The following is an 18,528-nucleotide window of genomic DNA, read 5'->3' as shown; positions in this document are numbered from 1 at the left end:
GGGCAACTCCACACGCGTGATCAGAGAGGCATCACGCGTGATTGGCGGGGCATCAGGCTGAGCGGGAGGAGTTGTCCACAGGGTTAACCCCCATGTGGACAACTCCGGTGGACAACCCGCGATCGGCCGGTTTCGTCCGGGGTGGCCGATAGACTGGACTTGGGCACGCCCCCCGGGAGGGTGGGGAGCTGCTCGGGGGCCGGAGCCCCGCTCAGGGCTTGAGGTCGACCGCGGCCCGCAGGGTTGCGTCCATGTAGAACGGCACCGAGTCGTGCGCGTGCGTGATCTGCCACTCCCCGGCCACCCGCTTGAAGCACACCGTCGAGCGGAACCACAGCTCGAACCCCGCCGGCGCTCCCTTCGGCGTCGTCGAGAGGCGGTTCAGCGCGTGGCACCAAGCCAGGTCCCCGCCCACCGTGACCTCCAAGTCCTGGGTCGAGTACTCGATCGGCCCCTCGAACGTCTCGAACCACGCCTTCCGAGCCTCGACGTCGATGACCTCCGCGCCCCGGTGCACCAGCGGCGGCGCCAACGTGAACGCCACGACGTCCGGTGCGTAGTGCGAACCCAGCGTCGCTGCGTCGCGGGCCGTCATCGCCGCTTCACGGGCCGCCATCAGTTCGCGGATCTGCTGCTCGCTCATGCCATTCTCCTCACAGGTCGGTACTTGCACGGGAGACGTAGGTGCCGCCGGACGGATTTCGACAGGAGGCCGATGTGAAATACGTGGTCCTGATCTACGGCAACCCCGCGTCGCGCAAGGCGTGGGAAGGGATGAGCCCGGAACAGCGGGCCGCCGGGCTCGCCCACTACCAGCAGCTCAACGACGATCTCGATGCCTCCGGCGAGCGTATCGTCTCCGAACGGCTCGCCTTTCCCGAACTGACCAGGCAGGTGGGCGTCGCCACCGACGGGCCGTTCGCCGAGGCCAAGGAGTTCCTCGCCGGGTTCTACCTGCTCGACTGCGAAAGCGAAGACCGCGCCCTCGAGATCGCCGCGAAGTTTCCGGAAGCGTCCTTCGGCAAGGTCGAGGTGCGGCCGGTGATGGGGTTGCACGGGCCGGAGCTGTGACCGAACGCCTGCTCCGGGAGCTCGCGCCGCAGGTACTGGCCGCGCTCGTCCGGCGGTACGGCGACTTCGACGCCTGCGAGGACGCCGTCCAGGAGGCGCTGCTGGCCGCGTCGCAGCAGTGGCCGGTCGAAGGGGTTCCGGATCACCCGAAGGGGTGGCTGATCACCGCCGCGTCCCGGCGGCGGATCGAACAGTGGCGCAGCGAGACCGCGCGGCGACGGCGTGAGGAGACCGTCGCCCGGCACGAGCCGCCCGGGCAGGAGGCGGTCAGCGGGGTCGATGACACGCTGACCCTGCTGCTGCTCTGCTGCCACCCCGCCCTGAACCCGCCGTCGCGGGTGGCACTCACCCTGCGGGCCGTCGGCGGGCTGACGACCGCCGAGATCGCCCGGGCCTTCCTCGTCCCCGAAGCGACCATCGGGCAGCGGATCAGCCGCGCGAAACAGAAGCTGAAAGGCGAACGCCTCACCGGCGACGACCGCCCCGAGCGGCTGGCCGCCGTGCTGCAGGTGCTCTACCTGATCTTCACCGAGGGCCACACCGCCAGCTCGGGTGACGCGCTCAGCCGCGTCGACCTGACCACCGAGGCCATCCGGCTGGCCCGGCAGCTGCACGCGGAACTGCCGGACGACGGCGAGGTCGCCGGCCTGCTCGCCCTGATGCTCCTCACCGAGGCCCGCCGCCCCGCCCGGGTCGACGCGACCGGCGCCCTCGTCCCGCTGGCCGACCAGGACCGGACCCGCTGGAACCGGGCGTTCATCGACGAAGGCGTCTCGCTGATCACCAAGGCGCTCGCGACCACCCCCGTCGGCCCGTACCAGCTGCAGGCCGCGATCGCCGCGGTCCACGACGAGGCCGTGACCAGCGAAGACACCGACTGGGCCGAGATCCTCACGCTGTACGACCTGCTGCGGGTCGTCGCGCCCGGCCCGATGGTGACGCTGAACCGGGTGGTCGCGTTCGCGCAGGTCAACGGCCCCGAAAAGGGGCTGGCGGAGCTGGGTGAGGCGGCGAAGGACCTCGCGGGGCACCACCGCGTCGACGCCATCCGCGCGCACCTGCTCGAACGCACCGGGGACCTGGCCGGCGCCCGCGAGGCGTACCTGGCCGCCGCGCGGCGGACGCTGAGCCTGCCCGAGCAGGCGTACCTGCAGTCGCGGGCCGGAAACCTGGAGGAATGAGCACGGCCGGCCGGGACAACGCCCGGCCGGCCGCCACTCAGAGGATTTCGGCAGCGGTGCCGACGTCCGGCGGGCCCAGGTCGGGGTTCAGCGCCCCAGTGAGCTCCACCAGCTCCGGCTTCACCTCGTGCGGCTGGATGCGCCCGTCGCGGATGTCCTCCGCGTAGTGGCACGCCACCCGGTGCCCGCCGCCGATTTCGCGCAGCTGCGGGCGGTCGGTGTCGCACAGGCTCGCCTGCTTCCACGGGCAGCGCGTGTGGAAGCGGCAGCCCGACGGCGGGTTGGCCGGCGAAGGCAGGTCGCCCGCCAGCAGGATCTGCTCGCGGGTGTCCTCGACCTGCGGGTCCGGCACCGGGATGGCCGACAGCAGCGCCTTCGTGTACGGGTGCAGCGGCTCCCGGTACAGCGAGTCCGCGTCGGTCTCCTCGACCAGCGCGCCCAGGTACATCACGCCGATGCGGTCGGAGATGTGCCGCACCACCGCGAGGTCGTGCGCGATCACCACGTACGTCAGGCCGAGCTGCTCCTGCAGGTCCTCCAGCAGGTTCACCACCTGGGCCTGCACCGAAACGTCCAATGCGGACACCGGCTCGTCGGCCACGATCAGGTCCGGCTCCACGGCCAGCGCCCGCGCGATGCCGATGCGCTGGCGCTGCCCGCCCGAGAACTCGTGCGGGTACTTCCGCAGCGACGTCTCCGGCAGGCCGACCGCGGCCAGCAGCTGCCGCAGCCGCCGCTGGGTGGCTTCCTTGTCCTTGTCGAGGCCGTGCGCGTGCATGCCCTCGAGCAGGATGGACTCGACCGACTGGCGCGGGTCCAAACTGGACATCGGGTCCTGGAAGACCATCTGCATCCGGCGCCGGGCCTTCCGCAGTTCCTCGCCCTTGAGCTGGGCGACGTCGGTGCCGTCGAACTTCACGGAACCGGCGGTGGGCTCGTTGAGCCGCAGGATCGCCCGGCCCAGCGTGGACTTGCCGCAACCGGATTCGCCGACCAGGCCGTAGGTTTCGCCGCGGCGGATGGCCAGGTCGACGCCGTCGACCGCGTACACGTGCCCGACCGTCCGGTCGATCACGATGCCGCGCTTGATCGGGAAGTGCACCTTGAGGTCGGTGACCTCGAGCAGCACGTCACCAGCAGGACGGGTCATCGGGTTCCTCCTCCCGCGGCGACCGCGGGCCGCACGGGGTTGTGACAGCGCAGCAGCCCGCCCTGGTCGGGCGCCAGCTGCGGCTGGACCTCGCGGCAGACCGGCAGCGCGTTGGGGCAGCGCGGCGCGAACGCGCACGCGTGGTCCCACGGGATGTTGTCGGCCACCGAGCCCCGGATGGGGATCAGCTTCTCGCCGCGGCCCGCGTCGAGCCTCGGGATGGACGCGAGCAGGCCGTACGTGTACGGGTGCCGCGGCTCGGCGAAGAGCTGGTGCCGCTGCGCCCGCTCGACGATCTTGCCGCCGTAGAGGACGTTGACCTCGTCGCACAGCCCGGCGACCACGCCGAGGTCGTGCGTGATCATGATCAGCGCGGTTCCGGTGTCCTGCACCAGTTCCCGCAGCAGGGCCAGGATCTGCGCCTGGATGGTGACGTCGAGCGCGGTGGTCGGCTCGTCGGCGATGAGCAGCCGCGGCCGGCACGCCAGCGCGATCGCGATCAGCGCGCGCTGCCGCATCCCGCCGGAAAGCTGGTGCGGGTACTCGGAAAGCCGGCGCGACGGGTCGGGGATGCCGACCTTGTCGAGCAGGTCCACCGCTTCGACGGACGCCGCCTTGCGCGACATGCCGCGGTGGCGCTCCAGCACCTCGGTGATCTGCAGCCCGATCGGGATGACCGGGTTCAGCGAGGACAGCGGGTCCTGGAACACCATGCCGAGGTCGCGGCCGCGGCGGTCGCGCATTTCGCGGTCGGACAGGTGGAGCAGGTCGGTGCCTTCGAAGCGCACCGAGCCGCTGACCTTGTTGCCGCGCTTGGCCAGCAGCCGCATGATCGCCAGCGACGTCACGGACTTGCCGCAGCCGGACTCGCCGACCAGGCCGACCGTCTGGCCCGGCTCGACGTCGAAGCTGACCCCGTCCACCGCGGTGAACGGCTGCTCGCCGCGCCGGACGAACTGGACCGTGAGGTCTCGGACTTCAAGGAGTGCCATGGGTTCTCACCGCCTGTTCTTCGGGTCGAGGGCTTCGCGGAGGGACTCGCCGAGCAGCGTGAACCCGAGCGCGACGATGATGATCGCGATCGCCGGGTAGTACGCGAGCTCGGGCCGGACGTCGAGGAACTGCCGGGCACCCTTGCTCAGCATGATGCCCCACTCCGCCCGGTTCGGGTCCGGGTCGCCCAGGCCGAGGAACGACAGGGCCGCGGCCTCCAGGATGGCGGTCGCCAGGGTCAGCGTGGCCTGCACGATGACCGGGCCGAGCGAGTTCGGCAGCATGTGCCGGAACACGATCGTGCCGCGCTTCACGCCCAGCGACGTCGCCGCGAGGACGTGGTCGCTGCCGCGTTGCACCAGCATCGAGCCGCGCAGCAGCCGCGCGAAGATCGGCACCCCGATCAGCGAGACGGCGAGGATCACCGTCCACTGGCTGGGCTTGGCGAACAGCGCCGCGACCGAGATCGCCAGCAGCAGCGACGGCACCGACAGCATGACGTCGACCAGTCGCATGAGGACGGTGTCGACCCAGCCGCCGAACGCACCGGCGAGCCCGCCGATGATGATGCCCAGCAGCACGCCGATCACCGTGGCCAGCACCCCGACGAGCAGGGTGTTCTGCGCACCGGCGATCAGCCGCGACAGTTCGTCGCGGCCGAAGTCGTCGACGCCGAGCGGGTAACCCGGCTGGGCGCCGGGGATGATCCCCTGGCCCAGCGCGACCTTGTCCTGCAGGTACCGCTCGAACGGGTCCTTGGGCGCGATCAGCGGCGCGAACACCGCCAGCAGCACGAACAGGCCGGTGATCACGCCACCGGTGATGGCGACCGGGCTGCGCAGCATCCGCCGCAGCGCTTCGCGGCCGAGGCTGTTCCCGCTCGCCGCGGCCAGCTTGTCGATCGGCTCTTTCTTCTTGTTCAGCAGAGTGTTCATCGCACACGCACCCTCGGGTCGATGATCCCGTACGAGACGTCGACCAGCATGTTCACCAGCACGTACACCAGTGCGCCGAAGAGCAGCAGCGCCTGCAGCCGGGGGTAGTCACGCCGTTCGATGCCTTCGGCCAGCAGGAACCCGAGGCCGCGGAAGTTGAACACGCGCTCGGTCAGCACCGCGCCGCCGAGCAGCGCGCCGGTCTGCAGGCCGATGGTGGTGACCACCGGCAGCAGGCCGTTGCGCAGCACGTGCCGGCGGCGGACCACCGGCTGCGTGAGGCCCTTCGAGTTGGCCGTGCGGATGAAGTCCTCGTTGAGCACTTCGAGCACCGACGCGCGGGTGATCCGGGTGATCACCGCGAGCGGGATCGTGGCGAGCGCGAACGCCGGGAGGATCAGGTGCTTGATCGCGTCCCAGACGGCGTCCCACTCACTCGTCATGATGCCGTCGAGGATGGCGAAGTTGGTGACGGCGGTGGCGTCCAGCCCGGCGGTCTGCCGGCCCTGCGACGGCAGGCCCAGCGGCCCGGCGAGCAGGTCCTGCATCATGTAGCCGAGGAAGAAGACCGGGACCGCGACGCCGATCAGGGTCAGCACGATGATCACGTTGTCGGCGGCGCCACCGCGGTAGCGGGCCGAAACGTAGCCCGCCGGGATGCCGATGACCACCGCGACGATCATCGCGGAGATCCCCAGCTCGATGGTGGCCGGCAGGAACGTGCCGATCTCCGACATCACCGGCTGGGTGGAGACCAGCGAGGCGCCGAAGTCACCGGTGAGGGCGCGGCCGAGGAACTTGAAGTACTGGATGATGACCGGCTGGTCGAGCCCCAGCACGTGGTTGAGGTTGGCGATCTTCTCCGGCGTTGCCTTGTCGCCGAGGAGGGCGGCCGCGGGCCCTCCGGGCAGCGACCGCAGCCAGGCGAAGACCAGGATGGACAGGATGAGCAGCGTCGGGATCGCTTGTAGCAGCCGACGCACGAGAAAACGGAGCACTTGCAGTCCTTAGGGGGCAGCCTGCTGAGTACGGAACATGGGGTGGGCGCGGTAGCACCCACCCCATGCGCCTTGCGGCGTAAAACCGTCAGTTAACCGTCACGGTGTTGAACCGCTCGTCGGTCAGCGGGCTGGCGACCAGACCCTTGACCTTCGGGCCGACCACGATGGCGGGCGGGCCGTAGGAGATCGGGATGGCCGGCAGGTAGTCCATGATCTGCTTGTTGACTTCCTGGTACGCCTTGGCGTGCGCGTCGCCGGCGGGCGAAGCGTCCGCGGCGGACAGCGCCTGGAACAGCTGCGGGTTGTCGAACCCGAACTCCTTCTTCGTGCGGCCGAAGAAGGTGCCGACGAAGTTCCCGGCGTCGTTGTAGTCACCGGTCCAGCCGAGCAGGTGGAGGTCCTGCTTGCCGAACTTCTGCACGTCGTCCTTGTAGCCACCGTTCCACGGCTTGGCGACCGGCTCGATCTTGATGCCGATGGCCTTCAGGTCCTCCGAGATCGAGGTGAAGACGTCCGCCGGGTTCGGCATGTACGGACGGGTGACCTCGGTCGGGTAGTAGAACTTCAGCGTCAGGTTCGTCGCGCCGGCTTCCTGCAGGAGCTGCTTGGCCTTCGCCTGGTCGTACGGGTACTTGGTGACGTCGTCGGTGTAGCCGGAGATCGTCTTGGGCACGAACTCGTTGGCGACCTCGGCACCCTCGGGCAGCTTGCTCTTGACGAACTGCTCGCGGTTGATGCCGTAGGCCAGCGCCTGGCGGACCTTGACGTCCTTCAGCTTGTCACCGGCCGGGCCGGACTGGTTGATGCCCAGGTAGAGCACGTTGAACGGCGGGCGCACCAGCACCTGCTCGCCCTCGTTGCGCAGCAGGCCGTAGTCCGCGGGCGCCGGGTAGTCGTAGCCCTGGATGTCGCCGGCCTTGAGCGCCTGCTTGCGGGCGTTCTCGTCCGGGATCACCTTGAAGATGAGCTTGTCGAGCTTGGCCGTCTGGGTCGGGCTGGTGTCGTTCTTGGACAGGGTGATCTCACCCTTGCCCTGGTCCCAGCCGTCGAACTTGAACGGGCCGGTGCCGACCGGGTGCTTGTTCGCGTACTCGCTGTAGGTGAACGAGTCGCCGGACTGGGTGACCTCGTCCGACTTGTACTGCTTGAGCGCGGTCGGGCTCTGCATCGCGAACGACGGCAGGGTGAAGGCCGCCGGGAACGCGCCCTTCGCCTTGTTCAGGTTCACCACCGCGGTCGCCGGGTCCTTGGCTTCGCAGCTCTTGTAGACCGGGTCGCTGTAGTCGGTGCTCTCGTTCTTGGCGAACCCGCCGAAGACGTCGGCGTAGTAGATCATCTGGCTCTGGGCGGCGGCGCCCTTCATGTTGTACCAGCGGTCGAAGTTGAAGCAGACCGCGGTCGCGTCGAACGGGGTGCCGTCGGAGAACTTCACGCCCTGCTTGAGCGAGAAGGTCCAGGTCTTGCCGTCGTTGCTGGGCTCCCACTTCTCGGCGAGGGAGGGCTCCAGGTCGGCCGTGCCCGGCTTGTTCTGGATCAGCGTGTCGAAGATCTGCCGGGTGATCCGGAAGGTCTCGCCCTCGTCGTTGAAGATGGGGTCGAACAGCTTCGGGTTGCCGGCCGCGCCGAAGATCATCGTGCCCCCGGAACCACCCCCTGCGCCCTCGTCACGCTTGGATTCCGCACAGGCGGACAGCGAAACCGCGAGCACGCCGCTCAGCCCGATCAGGGCCACGCGGCGTGTTCGGGTCAGCCGCAATTGCTGCATCTGGCACCCCTTGGGAGATGTTCGGGTTCAAAGTCACCGTCCGGTCGGTCAGGAACTCGACGGACGATCGGTGTGCCCAGCGACACTAGCGGGAAGTCGGCCCGGGCTTAAGTACGTGAGGTTACGATCGCGCTACGTGGGCACCGATTTGACCGCAATGTGTCCGTAAATCGCGACAGAATGTGACCATTTGCGTGCTCTGGCTGCGCGCGGTGCCGGATCACTAACTCAGATGGCGGTACCGGGATTAGTCCGCTCGTGTTGCGACCGCTCGTCGACTTGATCGATCCGGAGCGGGTCCTGCACGGAGGGTGACCGTCCGGACCCCTACGAAAGTCGCGTTCCGGCCGCCGCGGCCGTGCCGTCGACGGCGAACCAGCCGTGCTCGAACCGTTGCCAGCGGCCCAGTTCGCCCCGGGCGGCCGCACCGTCCCGGGCGACGGTCCGGGCCAGCCGCCCGGCCGCGGAGCCGCCGTCGACCCAGCAGAGGTGCGAAAGCAGGGATCTTGCCGAAGTGCGGCCGCTGGAGACGCCCTCCAGCACGAGGACGTCCGGCACGGCCACCCGGACGATTTCACCCGGCCGGGGCACCCCGGTGGTCCAGTCCATCCGCCGGTAGGCACCGGGCCGCCCGGCCGCCAGGGGACGCAGGACGCCGTCGAGGAGCCGCGGCCACCACGCGACCGGGTCGTCCCAGGTGGCGAAGGCGTCGGTGCTCACCAGCTCGGTGCGGCACCCGCAGGCCTCGAGCCCGGCGACGACCTCGGCGGCCAGCGTGGACTTCCCCGCGCCCGACGGCCCGTCGATGGCCAGCACCCGCACCCCGCCCAGCCGCGCGGGGGCGGCGAGCAGGGCTTCGATCAGGGCGTCACTTGCTGACGCGCTCGACCTCGGGAAGCCCTTTGACGTCGTCGGGAGCCGCCGTCTTCGCCTCCAGCTCGGCGATCCGGCCCGCCAGTTCGCGGCGGGTGTCTTCGAGCTCGCAGCGCAGCAGCGCGATCTCCTCGATCGACGTGCGCACCTCTTCCTCCAGGTGCCCCACCTCGGTGGACAGGTGCAGCGACACGAGCGCCAGCACGACACCGGCCAGGAGGAACACGAAGTTGGACGGCGTCTGCACGCCGGTGTGGAGGGCCAGGAACTCGGCGGCCTGCGGCAGCACCGCGAGCACGACGACGCCGATGGCGACGACGAGCCACACGCCCGCGTACTTCTCGCGCAACTTCCGCCGCCGCATCATCTCGATGACGACGAAGAGCACGACACAGGCGACGACGATGCTGAGAATGCGCCAACCCTGCATTTCCACTTCCCCTTACGCCGAGTCGGACGAGTCGACCGCCGGGCGCCGGCGCACCAGCGCCAGCAGCAGCGCGAGCCCGGCCCGGCCCAGGTAGACGGCCGACTTCACGGGCGAGTGGCTGGGCGTGCCGCCCGCGCGCTCCCGCATGACGACCGGGATCTCCTTGATGGTCAGCTTGGCCCGGATGGCCATCACCAGCGACTCCACGGTGTCACCGAGGTACTCCGCCGGGTAGTAGCCGGCGAAGAGCCGGATCGCGCGCGGCCCCATCGCCTTGAAGCCCGACGTGACGTCGGTGAGCTTGGTCTTCGCCAGCCGCGAGAACACGAGCGAGAGCGCGACCATGGCGTACTTGCGCGGCCCGCTCGCCTTGTACGAGCCCTTGCCGGCGAACCGGGAACCGATCACGATGTCCGCGTCGTCCAGACCGCGCAACAGGGCGTCGAGCTCGTCCGGGTCGTGCTGGCCGTCCGCGTCCACCTGAACGACGACGTCGTAGCCGCGGGCGGCGGCGTACCGGAACCCGGTGCGCATCGCCCCGCCGACGCCGAGGTTCACCGCGAGCCGGGCCACCTCGGCCCCGGCCGCGCGGGCGAGCCGGGCGGTGTCGTCGACCGAGCCGTCGTCGACGACGAGCAGGTCGCCGTCCGGCAAGGCGCGTTTCACCTGCTCGATGACCGACGCGACACTCGCCGACTCGTTCAGCGCGGGCATCACGATCAGCACCCGGCGGCTGGTCACGGACGTCACCGTAGACACTGACACGCGATCACTCTAGCCCTTCACTTCCCGTGACCGGCCGCAGACCCTGGCGCCGCACCCGCCGTGACGACGCCCTGCTGGCCTTCGATTTCGTAGACGGACGCACCCGGGTTGCGGAACACGAGCTTGAAGCCGGGGTCGGACTCGAGGTGGTCGAGGCCGACGCCGTTCTTCGTCGTCGCCGTGACGTGGCCGGAGCCGACGAACACGTACCGGACCTTGAGCGCGGTCAGTTCCTGCCGCACCCGCGGGTACTTGTTGATGTCGTTGAGGAACACGCCGAGGTAGCCGGCCGGGGTGTTGGGTTCGGCGCCGTAGAAGGTCCACTCGACCGGCTGGACGCCGTTGAGGGCGTACATCCACACCGAGCCGTCGGCCTTGCCGTTCATCACCCGCTCGCCCGGCGCGACGTGCGCGGCGAGCCAGCCGAACGCCTGGCGCTCGTCGTTGCTGACCGTCGGGCCGCCGCTGTAGTTGAGCTGCAGGCGGGCGGCGTTGCGGCCGATGTAGCCACCGCGGCTCAGGCCGCCCACGACGACGGCGAGCAGCACGACGCCGACCGCGACGAGCGTCACCGGGCGGACGTTCGGCAGCCGGGTGCCCGCCTTGCCCGCGAACCAGCGGGCCGCGGTGTCGGTGAACTCGCCGAACGCGACCGCGCCGGCCAGCGGGACCAGCGCGCCGATCCGCCAGTGGTCGTTGTAGAAGATGCCGGTCAGGGTGTGGATGAGCGGCGTCTCCAGCGACACGGTGGCCGCGAACAGGCCGCCGAACACGACGTACGCGGCGACCATCCACACCATCCGGCGGTGCTTGACCAGCAGGAAGATGCCGATGATGGCCGGCACGCCGATCCACCACTGCGGGAACGCCGCCATCGGCGAGAACGTGATCGTCTCGCCGAGGCCGCCGCTGACCGTCGCGTCCGACGCCCAGAACGCGCTCGTCACACCACCGGCGTTGTAGAGCGAAGGCAGCGCCAGCGGCAGCCCGCAGACCACGGCGAGCACGACGGTCGCGGCCAGCGAGGGCGCGGACCGGCGCCAGTCGATCCGCTCGAACTTGAACAGCACGGCGAACAGGATCAGCAGGAAGTACACGACGACGACGAACGCGACGCTGGTGTGCAGCCCGATCAGCCCGGCGACGGCGACCCCGATCGCCACCGGACCGGCGAGGCCCCGCGGCTCCAGCAGCAGCCGGGCCAGCGCGAGCGCGGCCGGGATCAGCGCGACCCCGGCGACGTACGGCCACAGCGGACCGCGCCACAGCGAGTCGTACGGGAAGTTGGTGAACGACGCCGAGACCGCCGCGGCCGCGGCGACCGCGAGGGGCGGCATCCGCCACACGTGGCACATCGCGGCGACGCCGATCGGCACGCACAGGATGACGGTGAGCGCCGCCATGTTGAGCGTCGGCATCATCGCCAGCCCGGCCTTGTCGAAGACCAGCGCGAGCAGGGCGTGGTAGGTGTCCGGGTAGAAGTAGTTCGTCTGGCCCGGCAGGTTCGCGATCGTGCCGACGGTCGACGGCCGGGCGTCGCCGTGCTCGGCGATCCAGCGGACGAGGTTGGCGTGGAACGGCGCGTCCCAGCCCTGCTGGACCTGGTTGAGGCCGCGGGCGCCGCGCAGGAACGTGACGATCCCGACCAGGCTGCCGGCCAGGACGCCGGCGCCCATCAGCAGGTGCTCCCGCAGCGACCGGGCGGGCGCCGCCGCGGCGGCGTCCGTTTCGGCCCAGTCCGGGTGCCTTCGCGCGGTGAACCGCAGCACGAGGAACGACAGCCCGAAGCCGACGGCGGACAGGACGAGCGTCCACAGCGCGACGTCGAGGACGTTCCAGCGGATCCCGAGGCCGCCGAGCACCGGCACGGCGAGGCTCACGACGCCGAACGTCAGGAGCGGCGCGGCCGCGGCGAGCAGCCAGCCACGGAGCCGGATCGCCGCCCCGAAGACGAGGCCAGGCAGCCAGAAGGCGAGCACGACCAGAAGTACGTTCATGGTTTTCCGCTAACCAACCTCACCGGCGTTTCACGCCGACCTGTCCGGGGTACGGCCGGGGTCACCCTACTGGGACGTCCGGAGCGGCCTGCACGTTGCCCGGCCGTCGCAGCACGAAGGCCAGCACGACCACCAGGCCCAGCGTGGGCCCGCCGGCCAGGCCGGCCACGGCCCGCAGGATCGGGTCACCGGGCACGAGCAGCAGGATCGCCGCGGTGGAGACCGCGACCACCGCCCACGTGACGAGCACCTTGTTCGCCTCTTTGCGGGCCACGAGCACGGCCGTCATCAGCTGCAGCGCCGTGAGCAGGACCGCACCCCACACCATCCACGCCACCCACCAGCCCTGGGCGACGAAGTCCTTGTCGTAGAGCAGCGCGACCAGCCAGGGCCCGATCAGCCAGCCGACCAGGGCGCCGACCACGCCGACCACGACCGTGCCGAGCGCGCCGACGGCCAGGAGCTTCCGCAGCCGGTGCCGCCCCTCTTCGGTGCCCGAAAGCCGGACCACCGTCGGCACGGCGAGCGCCTGGAGCGGGGACAGCAGCAGCAGCGGCACCCGGGACACGGTGAGCGTCGCGAACAGCACGCCGATGTCCCGCGCGGACCCGCCGGGTGCGAGCAGGCTGACCATCGCCGGGTAGCCGGTGATGACGCTCGCGGTGAGCGCGGCGCCGGCCATCAGGACCAGGATCCGGCCGGTCACCGGCCCCCAGCCCTCGCCGTCGGCGTGCGGGTCGACCAGCCCGCTGACCGGGCGGACGAACAGCAGCCACGCGAACGAGCCGGCGGCGGCCGCGATCGCGTACGACGTCACGCCGGTGAGCCCGGCGGCGGCGATCCCGAGCAGCACGACGACCCGGACCGCGGCCTCGGCCACGACCAGCCCCGAGTACGGCTTGATCCGCTGCTGCCCGACGAGCAGGCCCCGCGCGGCGAACTGGCAGGCGAACGCGATCGCGCCGCACAGCACGATGACGCCGAGCGCGGCGTTCCCGCCGTAGAGCCGGTCCGACAGCACCGGCACGACCAGCGTCAGGGCCGCGACCACGGCGACGGTCACCGCGCCGACGGCCAGGGCCCGCAGCGCGGGCTTGCCCGCCTTGCCGCCGTCGAGCGCGGCCACCGCGGACTGGCGGGACAGCTCCTGCTCGAGCGGCGAGAGCGCGCTGCCTAGGCCCATCAGGATGCCCCAGAACGAGAGGTAGACCTTGCTGTTCACCGGGCCGAGCCAGCGCGTCGCGACCACGGTCAGCACGTACCCGAGCGCGATGGCGACCAGCAGCGAGATGCCGATCTTCCCGGCCGAGCGGCCGGTCTCCTTCGCCAGGCTGCGCCCGTCCGCCTCGTCGGTCATCGGCGAGCTCATCGGCCCTGCACGCCCCGCCGCCGGCGGGCCCGCAGCGCCAGCACCAGGCCACGGACGGCCCCCGCGCCGAAGCCGGCGCCGAACACCGGAGCCAGCTTCGCGACGGCCTTGGCCTCCGCGGTCGTCGCGCCGAAGCGGGTCACCGCGGCACCGGCCGCGGCCGACCCGGCGGCGGCGATCGCCACCGCCGTCTTCGGCCGCTTGGCCGCGACGGCGAGGCCGAGCACGCCGACGCCGAACGCGGCGAACAGGCCGTTGCGGGCCGGGCCGGGCGAGCCGAGGTAGGAGTCCACGAAGGTCGTCCCGCGGAAGTAGGACTGGGCGACGAACTTCTTGAAGCTGTCGCGCCCGTGGTAGGTCGCGGAGAACTCCGGGGCCAGGTGGATGCGGTGCCGTTCGGCGATCCAGCGCAGGACGCCGGTGTCGTCGCTGGCGAAGCGGACGTCGTCGAACAGCGAAACGAACGCGTCGGAGGCGGCCTCGAGCACGGCGCGCGGCGCGGAGAAGAACCCGGTGCCCTTGGGGAAGAGGTCGAACTCCTCGATGCCGAAGGACATCAGGCGCGGGTTCGCGCAGTACCGGCGCCACGGGATCTTCACCAGGCCGGCCATGAAACCGGCGTACGGGTTGTGCTCCGAAGCGACGTTGATGTGCCCGTTCCAGACCGTCCGCTCCGGGTGGCCGGCCAGCTGGTCGCGCAGGAACGCCAGCGATCCGGTGTCCACGACCACGCGGCTGTCGAGCAGCAGGATCTGCTCGCCCGCGGCCTTGGCGATACCCGCCCGCCGGGCCTCGAAGCGGCCCGAGTTGGCCTGGCCGACGACCGTGATGCCGTGGCGTTCGCGCAGGTCGTCGAGCCGTGACGGCGTCGCGTCGGTGCTGCCGTCGTCGACCACCACGACCTCGATCGGCCAGTTCGCCGCCTCGGCCGAGGCGAGCAGCGCGCCGACACTGCGTTCGATCCAGTCCTGCTCGTTGTAGACCGGGATCACGACGCTGAGCGAGGGGAGGAGCGGGTTCGCACTCACCGGGCCGAGGCTACCCGGCGGCCCCCGCGGCGGGTCGGCCAGTATCCTTACGCCACCGCTCCCGACCAGGAATGGGCTTCTCTGGTGATTTCCTTCATTCTCGGCACCACCGCGGAACTGATCAAGATCGCGCCGGTCTACCACGGGATCCGCGAGCGCGGGATGCGGCCGAAGATCTGGTTCACCGCCCAGCACGTCGACGAGGTCGCCGACGTACTGGCCGACCTGGACATGCCCGCGCCGGACGTCTGGCTGGTGCCGGAGGACAAGGCGCACAACCTCGAGTCGCCGGCGCAGGTGCCGGGCTGGGCCGCGCAGGTGCTGCGCACCGCGTGGGGGCGCCGCCACGAACTGCGCGCCGCGCTGACCGAGGACGGCCGGCCGCCGCTGGTGCTGGTGCACGGCGACACGTTCACCACGCCGTACGGCTCGCTGATCGGGAAGCGCATCCTCAAGGCCCGGGTCGGGCACGTCGAGGCGGGCGCGCGGTCGGGCAGCATCCTCTCGCCGCTGCCGGAGGAGCTGAACCGCAAGATCGCGGCGAAGATCGTCGACATCCACTTCGCGCCGAGCATCCGCGAGGTCAACAACCTGCGCCACGCCCGCGGCGTGGTCGTCGACACCGAGGCGAACACGGCGATCGACGCGATGCGGCTGGCCATCAACGGGCCGCTGGACGTGCCGAACCTGCCGGAGAAGTTCGGCCTGGCCACGCTGCACCGCTTCGAGCTGGTCTCGCGCCCGGACAAGTACCGCGAGGCGCTGGAGATCCTGCGTGAGCAGAGCCGCAAGATGCCGATCCTGTACATGGCCGGGGCGCCGGAGCGCGAGAAGATCCGCTCGCTGGGCATCGGCAACATCTTCGACGACCAGTTCATCGTCCAGCCGAAGATGCGGTACCTGAAGTTCCTGCCGCTGGTGGCGCGCGCCGAGTACGTCGTCACCGATTCGGGTGGTCTTTCGGCGGAGTGCTACTACCTCGGCCTCCCCTGCGCGGTGCACCGCGAGCGCACGGAGACCCCGCAGCACCTCGGCGAGACGGTGGTGCTGACCGAGATGCGCGGCGACAAGCTGCAGAACTTCCTCGACACGTACCAGAACCGGCGCGGCGAGTCCTGGATGGACAAGTACCACCCGTCCGAGATCGTCGTCGACACGCTGGCGCAGCTCGGCTACTGCTGAGGTCTCGTTGGGGTGACCCCCGGTTTTTCCGGGGGTGAGGCGGGCAGAGTGTCGCCATGATCCACATCGGACTGGCGGCGCTGCTGCTCGTGTCACCGGGTTACCAGGAGTCGTACGTCGGCGTGGCGAGCCCGATCGCGAGGGCGCTCCACACGGCGTACGACATCCCCGCGTCGGTCGCGGTGGCGCAGTCGGTCCTCGAGTCGAACTGGGGTCGCAGTAAGCTGTCGGCCGACGAGCGGAACTACTTCGGCTTCAAGTGCGTGACGCCGACGAGCCCGGGACCGATCGCGGTGGGGTGCGCGCGCTATCCGGCCACTGAGTGCGTTCCGGCGCCGTGCCACCCGGTGGACGCGTATTTCCGCTCGTACGCGTCGATCGACGACTCGTTCCGCGACTACGGGCGGCTGCTGACGACTTCGTCGAACTACGCGCCGGCGTTGCCGGTCCGGCACGACCCGGACGCGTTCATCCGGGCGGTGGCGCGGAAGTACGCCACCGACCCGGAATACGCGAACAAGGTCATCAGGCTGATGAACCTGTACGACCTCCGCCGCTTCGACTCGTGAGTGAGAAACAGTGTTCTAACCCTGTTTCTCACTCACGAGGCGTTAGAGCGCGCGGCGGCCGGAGAGGGCGCGGCCCAGGGTCAGCTCGTCCGCGAACTCCAGGTCACCGCCCATCGGCAGGCCCGACGCCAGCCGCGTCACGCTGAGGCCCGGGAAGTCGCGCAGCATGCGGACCAGGTAGGTCGCCGTCGCCTCGCCCTCCGTGTTGGGGTCGGTGGCGATGATGATCTCCGTGATGTCCGCCTCGCCGATCCGCTTGAGCAGCTCGCGCATCCGCAGCTGCTCCGGGCCGATGCCCGACAGCGGGTCGAGGGCGCCGCCCAGGACGTGGTAGCGGCCCTTGAACTCGCGCGTGCGCTCGACCGCCAGGACGTCCTTCGGCTCCTCGACCACGCAGATGACCGTGAGGTCGCGGCGCTCGTCGCGGCAGATGCGGCACGTCGGGTGCTCGGAGACGTTGCCGCAGATCTCGCAGAACTGGACGCCCTCCTTGACCTTGCCGAGCACGTCCTGCAGCCGCGAGATGTCCGCCGGATCCGCGGCCAGCAGGTGGAACGCGATCCGCTGGGCGCTCTTCGGCCCGACCCCGGGCAGGCGCCCGAGCTCGTCGATCAGGTCCTGGACGACACCTTCGTACAAGTTCGTCAGCCGCCGAAGCCGAGGGACCCGAGGTCCGGCATGCCGCCACCGCCGCCGAGCCCGCCGGCCAGCGGGCCGAGCTTCTGCTCGGTGAGCTTCTGCGCGCTCGCCGAGGCGTCGCGGACTGCGGCGACGATCAGGTCGGACAGCGTCTCGACGTCGTCCGGGTCGACCACCTTCGGGTCGATCTGCAGGCTCTTCAGCTGGCTGTCACCGGAGACGGTCGCGGTGACCAGCCCGCCCCCTGCCGTGCCGGTGACCTCGGTGTTGGCCAGTTCTTCCTGGGCCTCGACGAGCTTCTGCTGCATCTGCTGCGCCTGCTGCATCAGCTGGGAAAGGTCGAAGCCGCCGCCGGGTTGGGCCATGATCGCACTCGGTCCTCTCTGCACGCCTGTGTCCCCACCAGGGTAGTCGCGCCACGCGCGGGGCCGGGCTGTGGCACCGTGGTCGCCGTGCGACGCGCGATTGCCCCCCTGCTGCTGGCCGGTGCCCTGCTGCTCACCGGCTGCTCCGACGACGCTCCGGCGGCCGTCCCGGGAACCACCGTCCTGTCGACGTCGGTGACGCCTTCGTCCTCGGCGTTGCCACCGCCTTCGTCGCCTTCGCCTTCTTCGCCTACTTCGCCTTCTTCGCCGGCTTCGTCGGCTCCTCCGGCGTCGGGGAAGGTCGTCGTGCTGGATCCCGGGCACAACGGCGGCAACGGGGCCCACCCGGCGGAGATCAACCGGCCGGTGCCCGCCGGGCGCGGGCAGACCAAGCCGTGCAACACGACCGGCACCGCGACCAACGCGGGCTACCCCGAGCACGCCTTCACGTTCGACGTCGCCCAGCGGGTCGGGAAAGCTTTGGCGGGCAAGGGGATCCGCGTTGTCTACACGCGACAGAACGACACCGGCGTCGGCCCCTGCGTCGACCGCCGCGCGGCGATCGGCAACGAGGCGGACGCCGACGCGGTCGTCTCCATCCACGCCGACGGCTCCGAAGCGGCCGGGGCGACCGGCTTCCACGTCGCGTACTCGTCACCGGCCCTGAACGCCGCGCAGGGCGAGCCCTCGACGCGGCTGGCGCAGACGTTGCGCGACACGCTGCGCACGAGCGGCTTCACGACGGCGAACTACATCGGCGGCAACGGCCTCTCGGCCCGCGCGGACCTGGCCGGCCTCAACCTGTCGACGCGCCCGGTGGCCCTGGTGGAGTGCGGCAACATGCGCAACGCGGCCGAGGCGGCCCGCATGACGAGCGCGGACGGCCGCCAGCAGTACGCGACAGCCATCGCGGCGGCGATCGAGGCCTACCTGGCCGGCTGACTCGGCACCTGGGACTCCCCGAGAGCAGCCACCACCCGTCCGAGCGGTCGGCTCACGTACCCGAGCGGTCGGCTCACGTACCTGGAACGTCGGCTCGCGTACCTGGGCGGTCGGCTGGCGGGCTTGGGACCGGCTCGCCGAGCCGACCCTCTAGGTACGCGAACCGACCCTCTGAGTACGCGAACCGACCCTCTGAGTACGCGAACCGACCCTCTGAGTACGCGAACCGACCCTCTGAGTACGCGAACCGACCCTCTGAGTACGCGAACCGAC

The 18,528-nt window shown here is 70.5% G+C and carries 19 protein-coding genes; 5 read left to right on the top strand and 14 right to left on the bottom strand.

Features of this window, described 5'->3' with window-relative positions:
* Nucleotides 1-211 precede the first annotated feature (211 nt).
* Nucleotides 212-643 carry a nuclear transport factor 2 family protein gene (locus ABZW17_RS36695; protein WP_354824354.1) on the bottom strand — a complete coding sequence of 144 codons (432 nt, stop codon included), beginning with the start codon at nucleotides 641-643 and terminating at the stop codon, nucleotides 212-214.
* Between the two features lie 74 nt (nucleotides 644-717).
* Here ABZW17_RS36695 and ABZW17_RS36690 point away from each other — a divergent pair, with 74 nt between their 5' ends.
* Nucleotides 718-1,071: a YciI family protein gene (locus ABZW17_RS36690; protein WP_354824470.1), complete on the top strand. Its 354-nt coding sequence runs from the start codon at nucleotides 718-720 to the stop codon at nucleotides 1,069-1,071.
* Nucleotides 1,068-2,252, top strand: a complete 1,185-nt coding sequence (locus ABZW17_RS36685; protein WP_354824351.1) for a DUF6596 domain-containing protein — start codon at nucleotides 1,068-1,070, stop codon at nucleotides 2,250-2,252. The genes ABZW17_RS36690 and ABZW17_RS36685 overlap by 4 nt, the downstream gene beginning before the upstream one ends.
* 37 nt (nucleotides 2,253-2,289) lie before the next feature.
* Here the strand turns inward: ABZW17_RS36685 and ABZW17_RS36680 are convergent, their stop codons facing one another.
* From ABZW17_RS36680 to ABZW17_RS36630, 11 genes are all read right to left on the bottom strand, one after another.
* Nucleotides 2,290-3,402, bottom strand: coding sequence for an oligopeptide/dipeptide ABC transporter ATP-binding protein (locus ABZW17_RS36680; RefSeq protein WP_354824348.1), 1,113 nt, complete (start codon nucleotides 3,400-3,402; stop codon nucleotides 2,290-2,292).
* The gene (locus ABZW17_RS36675) at nucleotides 3,399-4,394 is read right to left on the bottom strand and encodes an ABC transporter ATP-binding protein (RefSeq protein ID WP_354824345.1); all 996 of its coding nucleotides are present in this window, start codon (nucleotides 4,392-4,394) and stop codon (nucleotides 3,399-3,401) included. The genes ABZW17_RS36680 and ABZW17_RS36675 overlap by 4 nt, the downstream gene beginning before the upstream one ends.
* A gap of 6 nt (nucleotides 4,395-4,400) precedes the next feature.
* Entirely contained in the window at nucleotides 4,401-5,330 is a 930-nt protein-coding gene (locus ABZW17_RS36670; protein ID WP_354824343.1) for an ABC transporter permease, read from the bottom strand.
* Nucleotides 5,327-6,328 carry an ABC transporter permease gene (locus tag ABZW17_RS36665; RefSeq protein WP_354824340.1) on the bottom strand — a complete coding sequence of 334 codons (1,002 nt, stop codon included), beginning with the start codon at nucleotides 6,326-6,328 and terminating at the stop codon, nucleotides 5,327-5,329. Before ABZW17_RS36665 ends, ABZW17_RS36670 begins: the two co-directional genes overlap by 4 nt.
* An 88-nt stretch (nucleotides 6,329-6,416) precedes the next feature.
* Nucleotides 6,417-8,096 carry an ABC transporter substrate-binding protein gene (locus tag ABZW17_RS36660; protein WP_354824337.1) on the bottom strand — a complete coding sequence of 560 codons (1,680 nt, stop codon included), beginning with the start codon at nucleotides 8,094-8,096 and terminating at the stop codon, nucleotides 6,417-6,419.
* A 327-nt stretch (nucleotides 8,097-8,423) separates the two neighbouring features.
* Nucleotides 8,424-8,912 (bottom strand): uridine kinase, encoded by a 489-nt coding sequence (locus ABZW17_RS36655; RefSeq protein WP_354824334.1) that lies wholly within the window; start codon nucleotides 8,910-8,912, stop codon nucleotides 8,424-8,426.
* A gap of 52 nt (nucleotides 8,913-8,964) precedes the next feature.
* The gene (locus ABZW17_RS36650; protein ID WP_354824331.1) at nucleotides 8,965-9,399 is read right to left on the bottom strand and encodes a DUF2304 domain-containing protein; all 435 of its coding nucleotides are present in this window, start codon (nucleotides 9,397-9,399) and stop codon (nucleotides 8,965-8,967) included.
* 12 nt (nucleotides 9,400-9,411) lie between these two features.
* Entirely contained in the window at nucleotides 9,412-10,149 is a 738-nt protein-coding gene (locus ABZW17_RS36645; RefSeq protein ID WP_354824467.1) for a glycosyltransferase family 2 protein, read from the bottom strand.
* Nucleotides 10,150-10,181: 32 nt separating this feature from the next.
* Entirely contained in the window at nucleotides 10,182-12,161 is a 1,980-nt protein-coding gene (locus ABZW17_RS36640; RefSeq protein WP_354824328.1) for a DUF6541 family protein, read from the bottom strand.
* Nucleotides 12,162-12,222: 61 nt separating this feature from the next.
* The gene (locus tag ABZW17_RS36635; protein WP_354824325.1) at nucleotides 12,223-13,518 is read right to left on the bottom strand and encodes a hypothetical protein; all 1,296 of its coding nucleotides are present in this window, start codon (nucleotides 13,516-13,518) and stop codon (nucleotides 12,223-12,225) included.
* An 8-nt stretch (nucleotides 13,519-13,526) separates the two neighbouring features.
* On the bottom strand, nucleotides 13,527-14,558 hold the full coding sequence (locus ABZW17_RS36630; protein ID WP_354824322.1) for a glycosyltransferase family 2 protein: 1,032 nt from the start codon (nucleotides 14,556-14,558) through the stop codon (nucleotides 13,527-13,529).
* Nucleotides 14,559-14,642: 84 nt separating this feature from the next.
* Here ABZW17_RS36630 and ABZW17_RS36625 point away from each other — a divergent pair, with 84 nt between their 5' ends.
* Nucleotides 14,643-15,740: a UDP-N-acetylglucosamine 2-epimerase gene (locus ABZW17_RS36625; protein ID WP_354824320.1), complete on the top strand. Its 1,098-nt coding sequence runs from the start codon at nucleotides 14,643-14,645 to the stop codon at nucleotides 15,738-15,740.
* Between the two features lie 56 nt (nucleotides 15,741-15,796).
* Entirely contained in the window at nucleotides 15,797-16,309 is a 513-nt protein-coding gene (locus ABZW17_RS36620) for a glucosaminidase domain-containing protein (protein WP_354824318.1), read from the top strand.
* Nucleotides 16,310-16,351: 42 nt separating this feature from the next.
* Here ABZW17_RS36620 and recR read toward each other — a convergent pair whose 3' ends face one another.
* Both recR and ABZW17_RS36610 read right to left on the bottom strand, forming a co-directional pair.
* Nucleotides 16,352-16,948: a recombination mediator RecR gene (recR, locus tag ABZW17_RS36615; RefSeq protein WP_354824315.1), complete on the bottom strand. Its 597-nt coding sequence runs from the start codon at nucleotides 16,946-16,948 to the stop codon at nucleotides 16,352-16,354.
* 5 nt (nucleotides 16,949-16,953) lie between these two features.
* Nucleotides 16,954-17,313 carry a YbaB/EbfC family nucleoid-associated protein gene (locus ABZW17_RS36610; RefSeq protein WP_013230627.1) on the bottom strand — a complete coding sequence of 120 codons (360 nt, stop codon included), beginning with the start codon at nucleotides 17,311-17,313 and terminating at the stop codon, nucleotides 16,954-16,956.
* Nucleotides 17,314-17,391: 78 nt separating this feature from the next.
* Between ABZW17_RS36610 and ABZW17_RS36605 the strand changes: the two genes are divergently transcribed.
* Nucleotides 17,392-18,255, top strand: a complete 864-nt coding sequence (locus ABZW17_RS36605; RefSeq protein WP_354824312.1) for an N-acetylmuramoyl-L-alanine amidase — start codon at nucleotides 17,392-17,394, stop codon at nucleotides 18,253-18,255.
* Nucleotides 18,256-18,528: the final 273 nt, after the last annotated feature.

The sequence above is a fragment of the Amycolatopsis sp. NPDC004625 genome (assembly GCF_040609695.1).
Taxonomy (GTDB): Bacteria; Actinomycetota; Actinomycetes; order Mycobacteriales; family Pseudonocardiaceae; genus Amycolatopsis.
The sequence above is the reverse complement of the archived record's forward strand: the minus strand, read 5'-3'. Positions and strand labels throughout refer to the sequence as shown.

Excerpts from the sequence above, each read along its gene's own strand:
- ABZW17_RS36695 (WP_354824354.1), bottom strand. The coding sequence starts at position 643 with ATGAGCGAGCAGCAGATCCGCGAACTGATGGCGGCCCGTGAAGCGGCG.
- ABZW17_RS36635 (WP_354824325.1), bottom strand. The coding sequence starts at position 13,518 with ATGACCGACGAGGCGGACGGGCGCAGCCTGGCGAAGGAGACCGGCCGC.
- ABZW17_RS36670 (WP_354824343.1), bottom strand. The coding sequence starts at position 5,330 with ATGAACACTCTGCTGAACAAGAAGAAAGAGCCGATCGACAAGCTGGCC.
- ABZW17_RS36610 (WP_013230627.1), bottom strand. The coding sequence starts at position 17,313 with ATGGCCCAACCCGGCGGCGGCTTCGACCTTTCCCAGCTGATGCAGCAG.
- ABZW17_RS36675 (WP_354824345.1), bottom strand. The coding sequence starts at position 4,394 with ATGGCACTCCTTGAAGTCCGAGACCTCACGGTCCAGTTCGTCCGGCGC.
- ABZW17_RS36650 (WP_354824331.1), bottom strand. The coding sequence starts at position 9,399 with ATGCAGGGTTGGCGCATTCTCAGCATCGTCGTCGCCTGTGTCGTGCTC.
- ABZW17_RS36680 (WP_354824348.1), bottom strand. The coding sequence starts at position 3,402 with ATGACCCGTCCTGCTGGTGACGTGCTGCTCGAGGTCACCGACCTCAAG.
- ABZW17_RS36660 (WP_354824337.1), bottom strand. The coding sequence starts at position 8,096 with ATGCAGCAATTGCGGCTGACCCGAACACGCCGCGTGGCCCTGATCGGG.
- ABZW17_RS36620 (WP_354824318.1), top strand. The coding sequence starts at position 15,797 with ATGATCCACATCGGACTGGCGGCGCTGCTGCTCGTGTCACCGGGTTAC.
- ABZW17_RS36640 (WP_354824328.1), bottom strand. The coding sequence starts at position 12,161 with ATGAACGTACTTCTGGTCGTGCTCGCCTTCTGGCTGCCTGGCCTCGTC.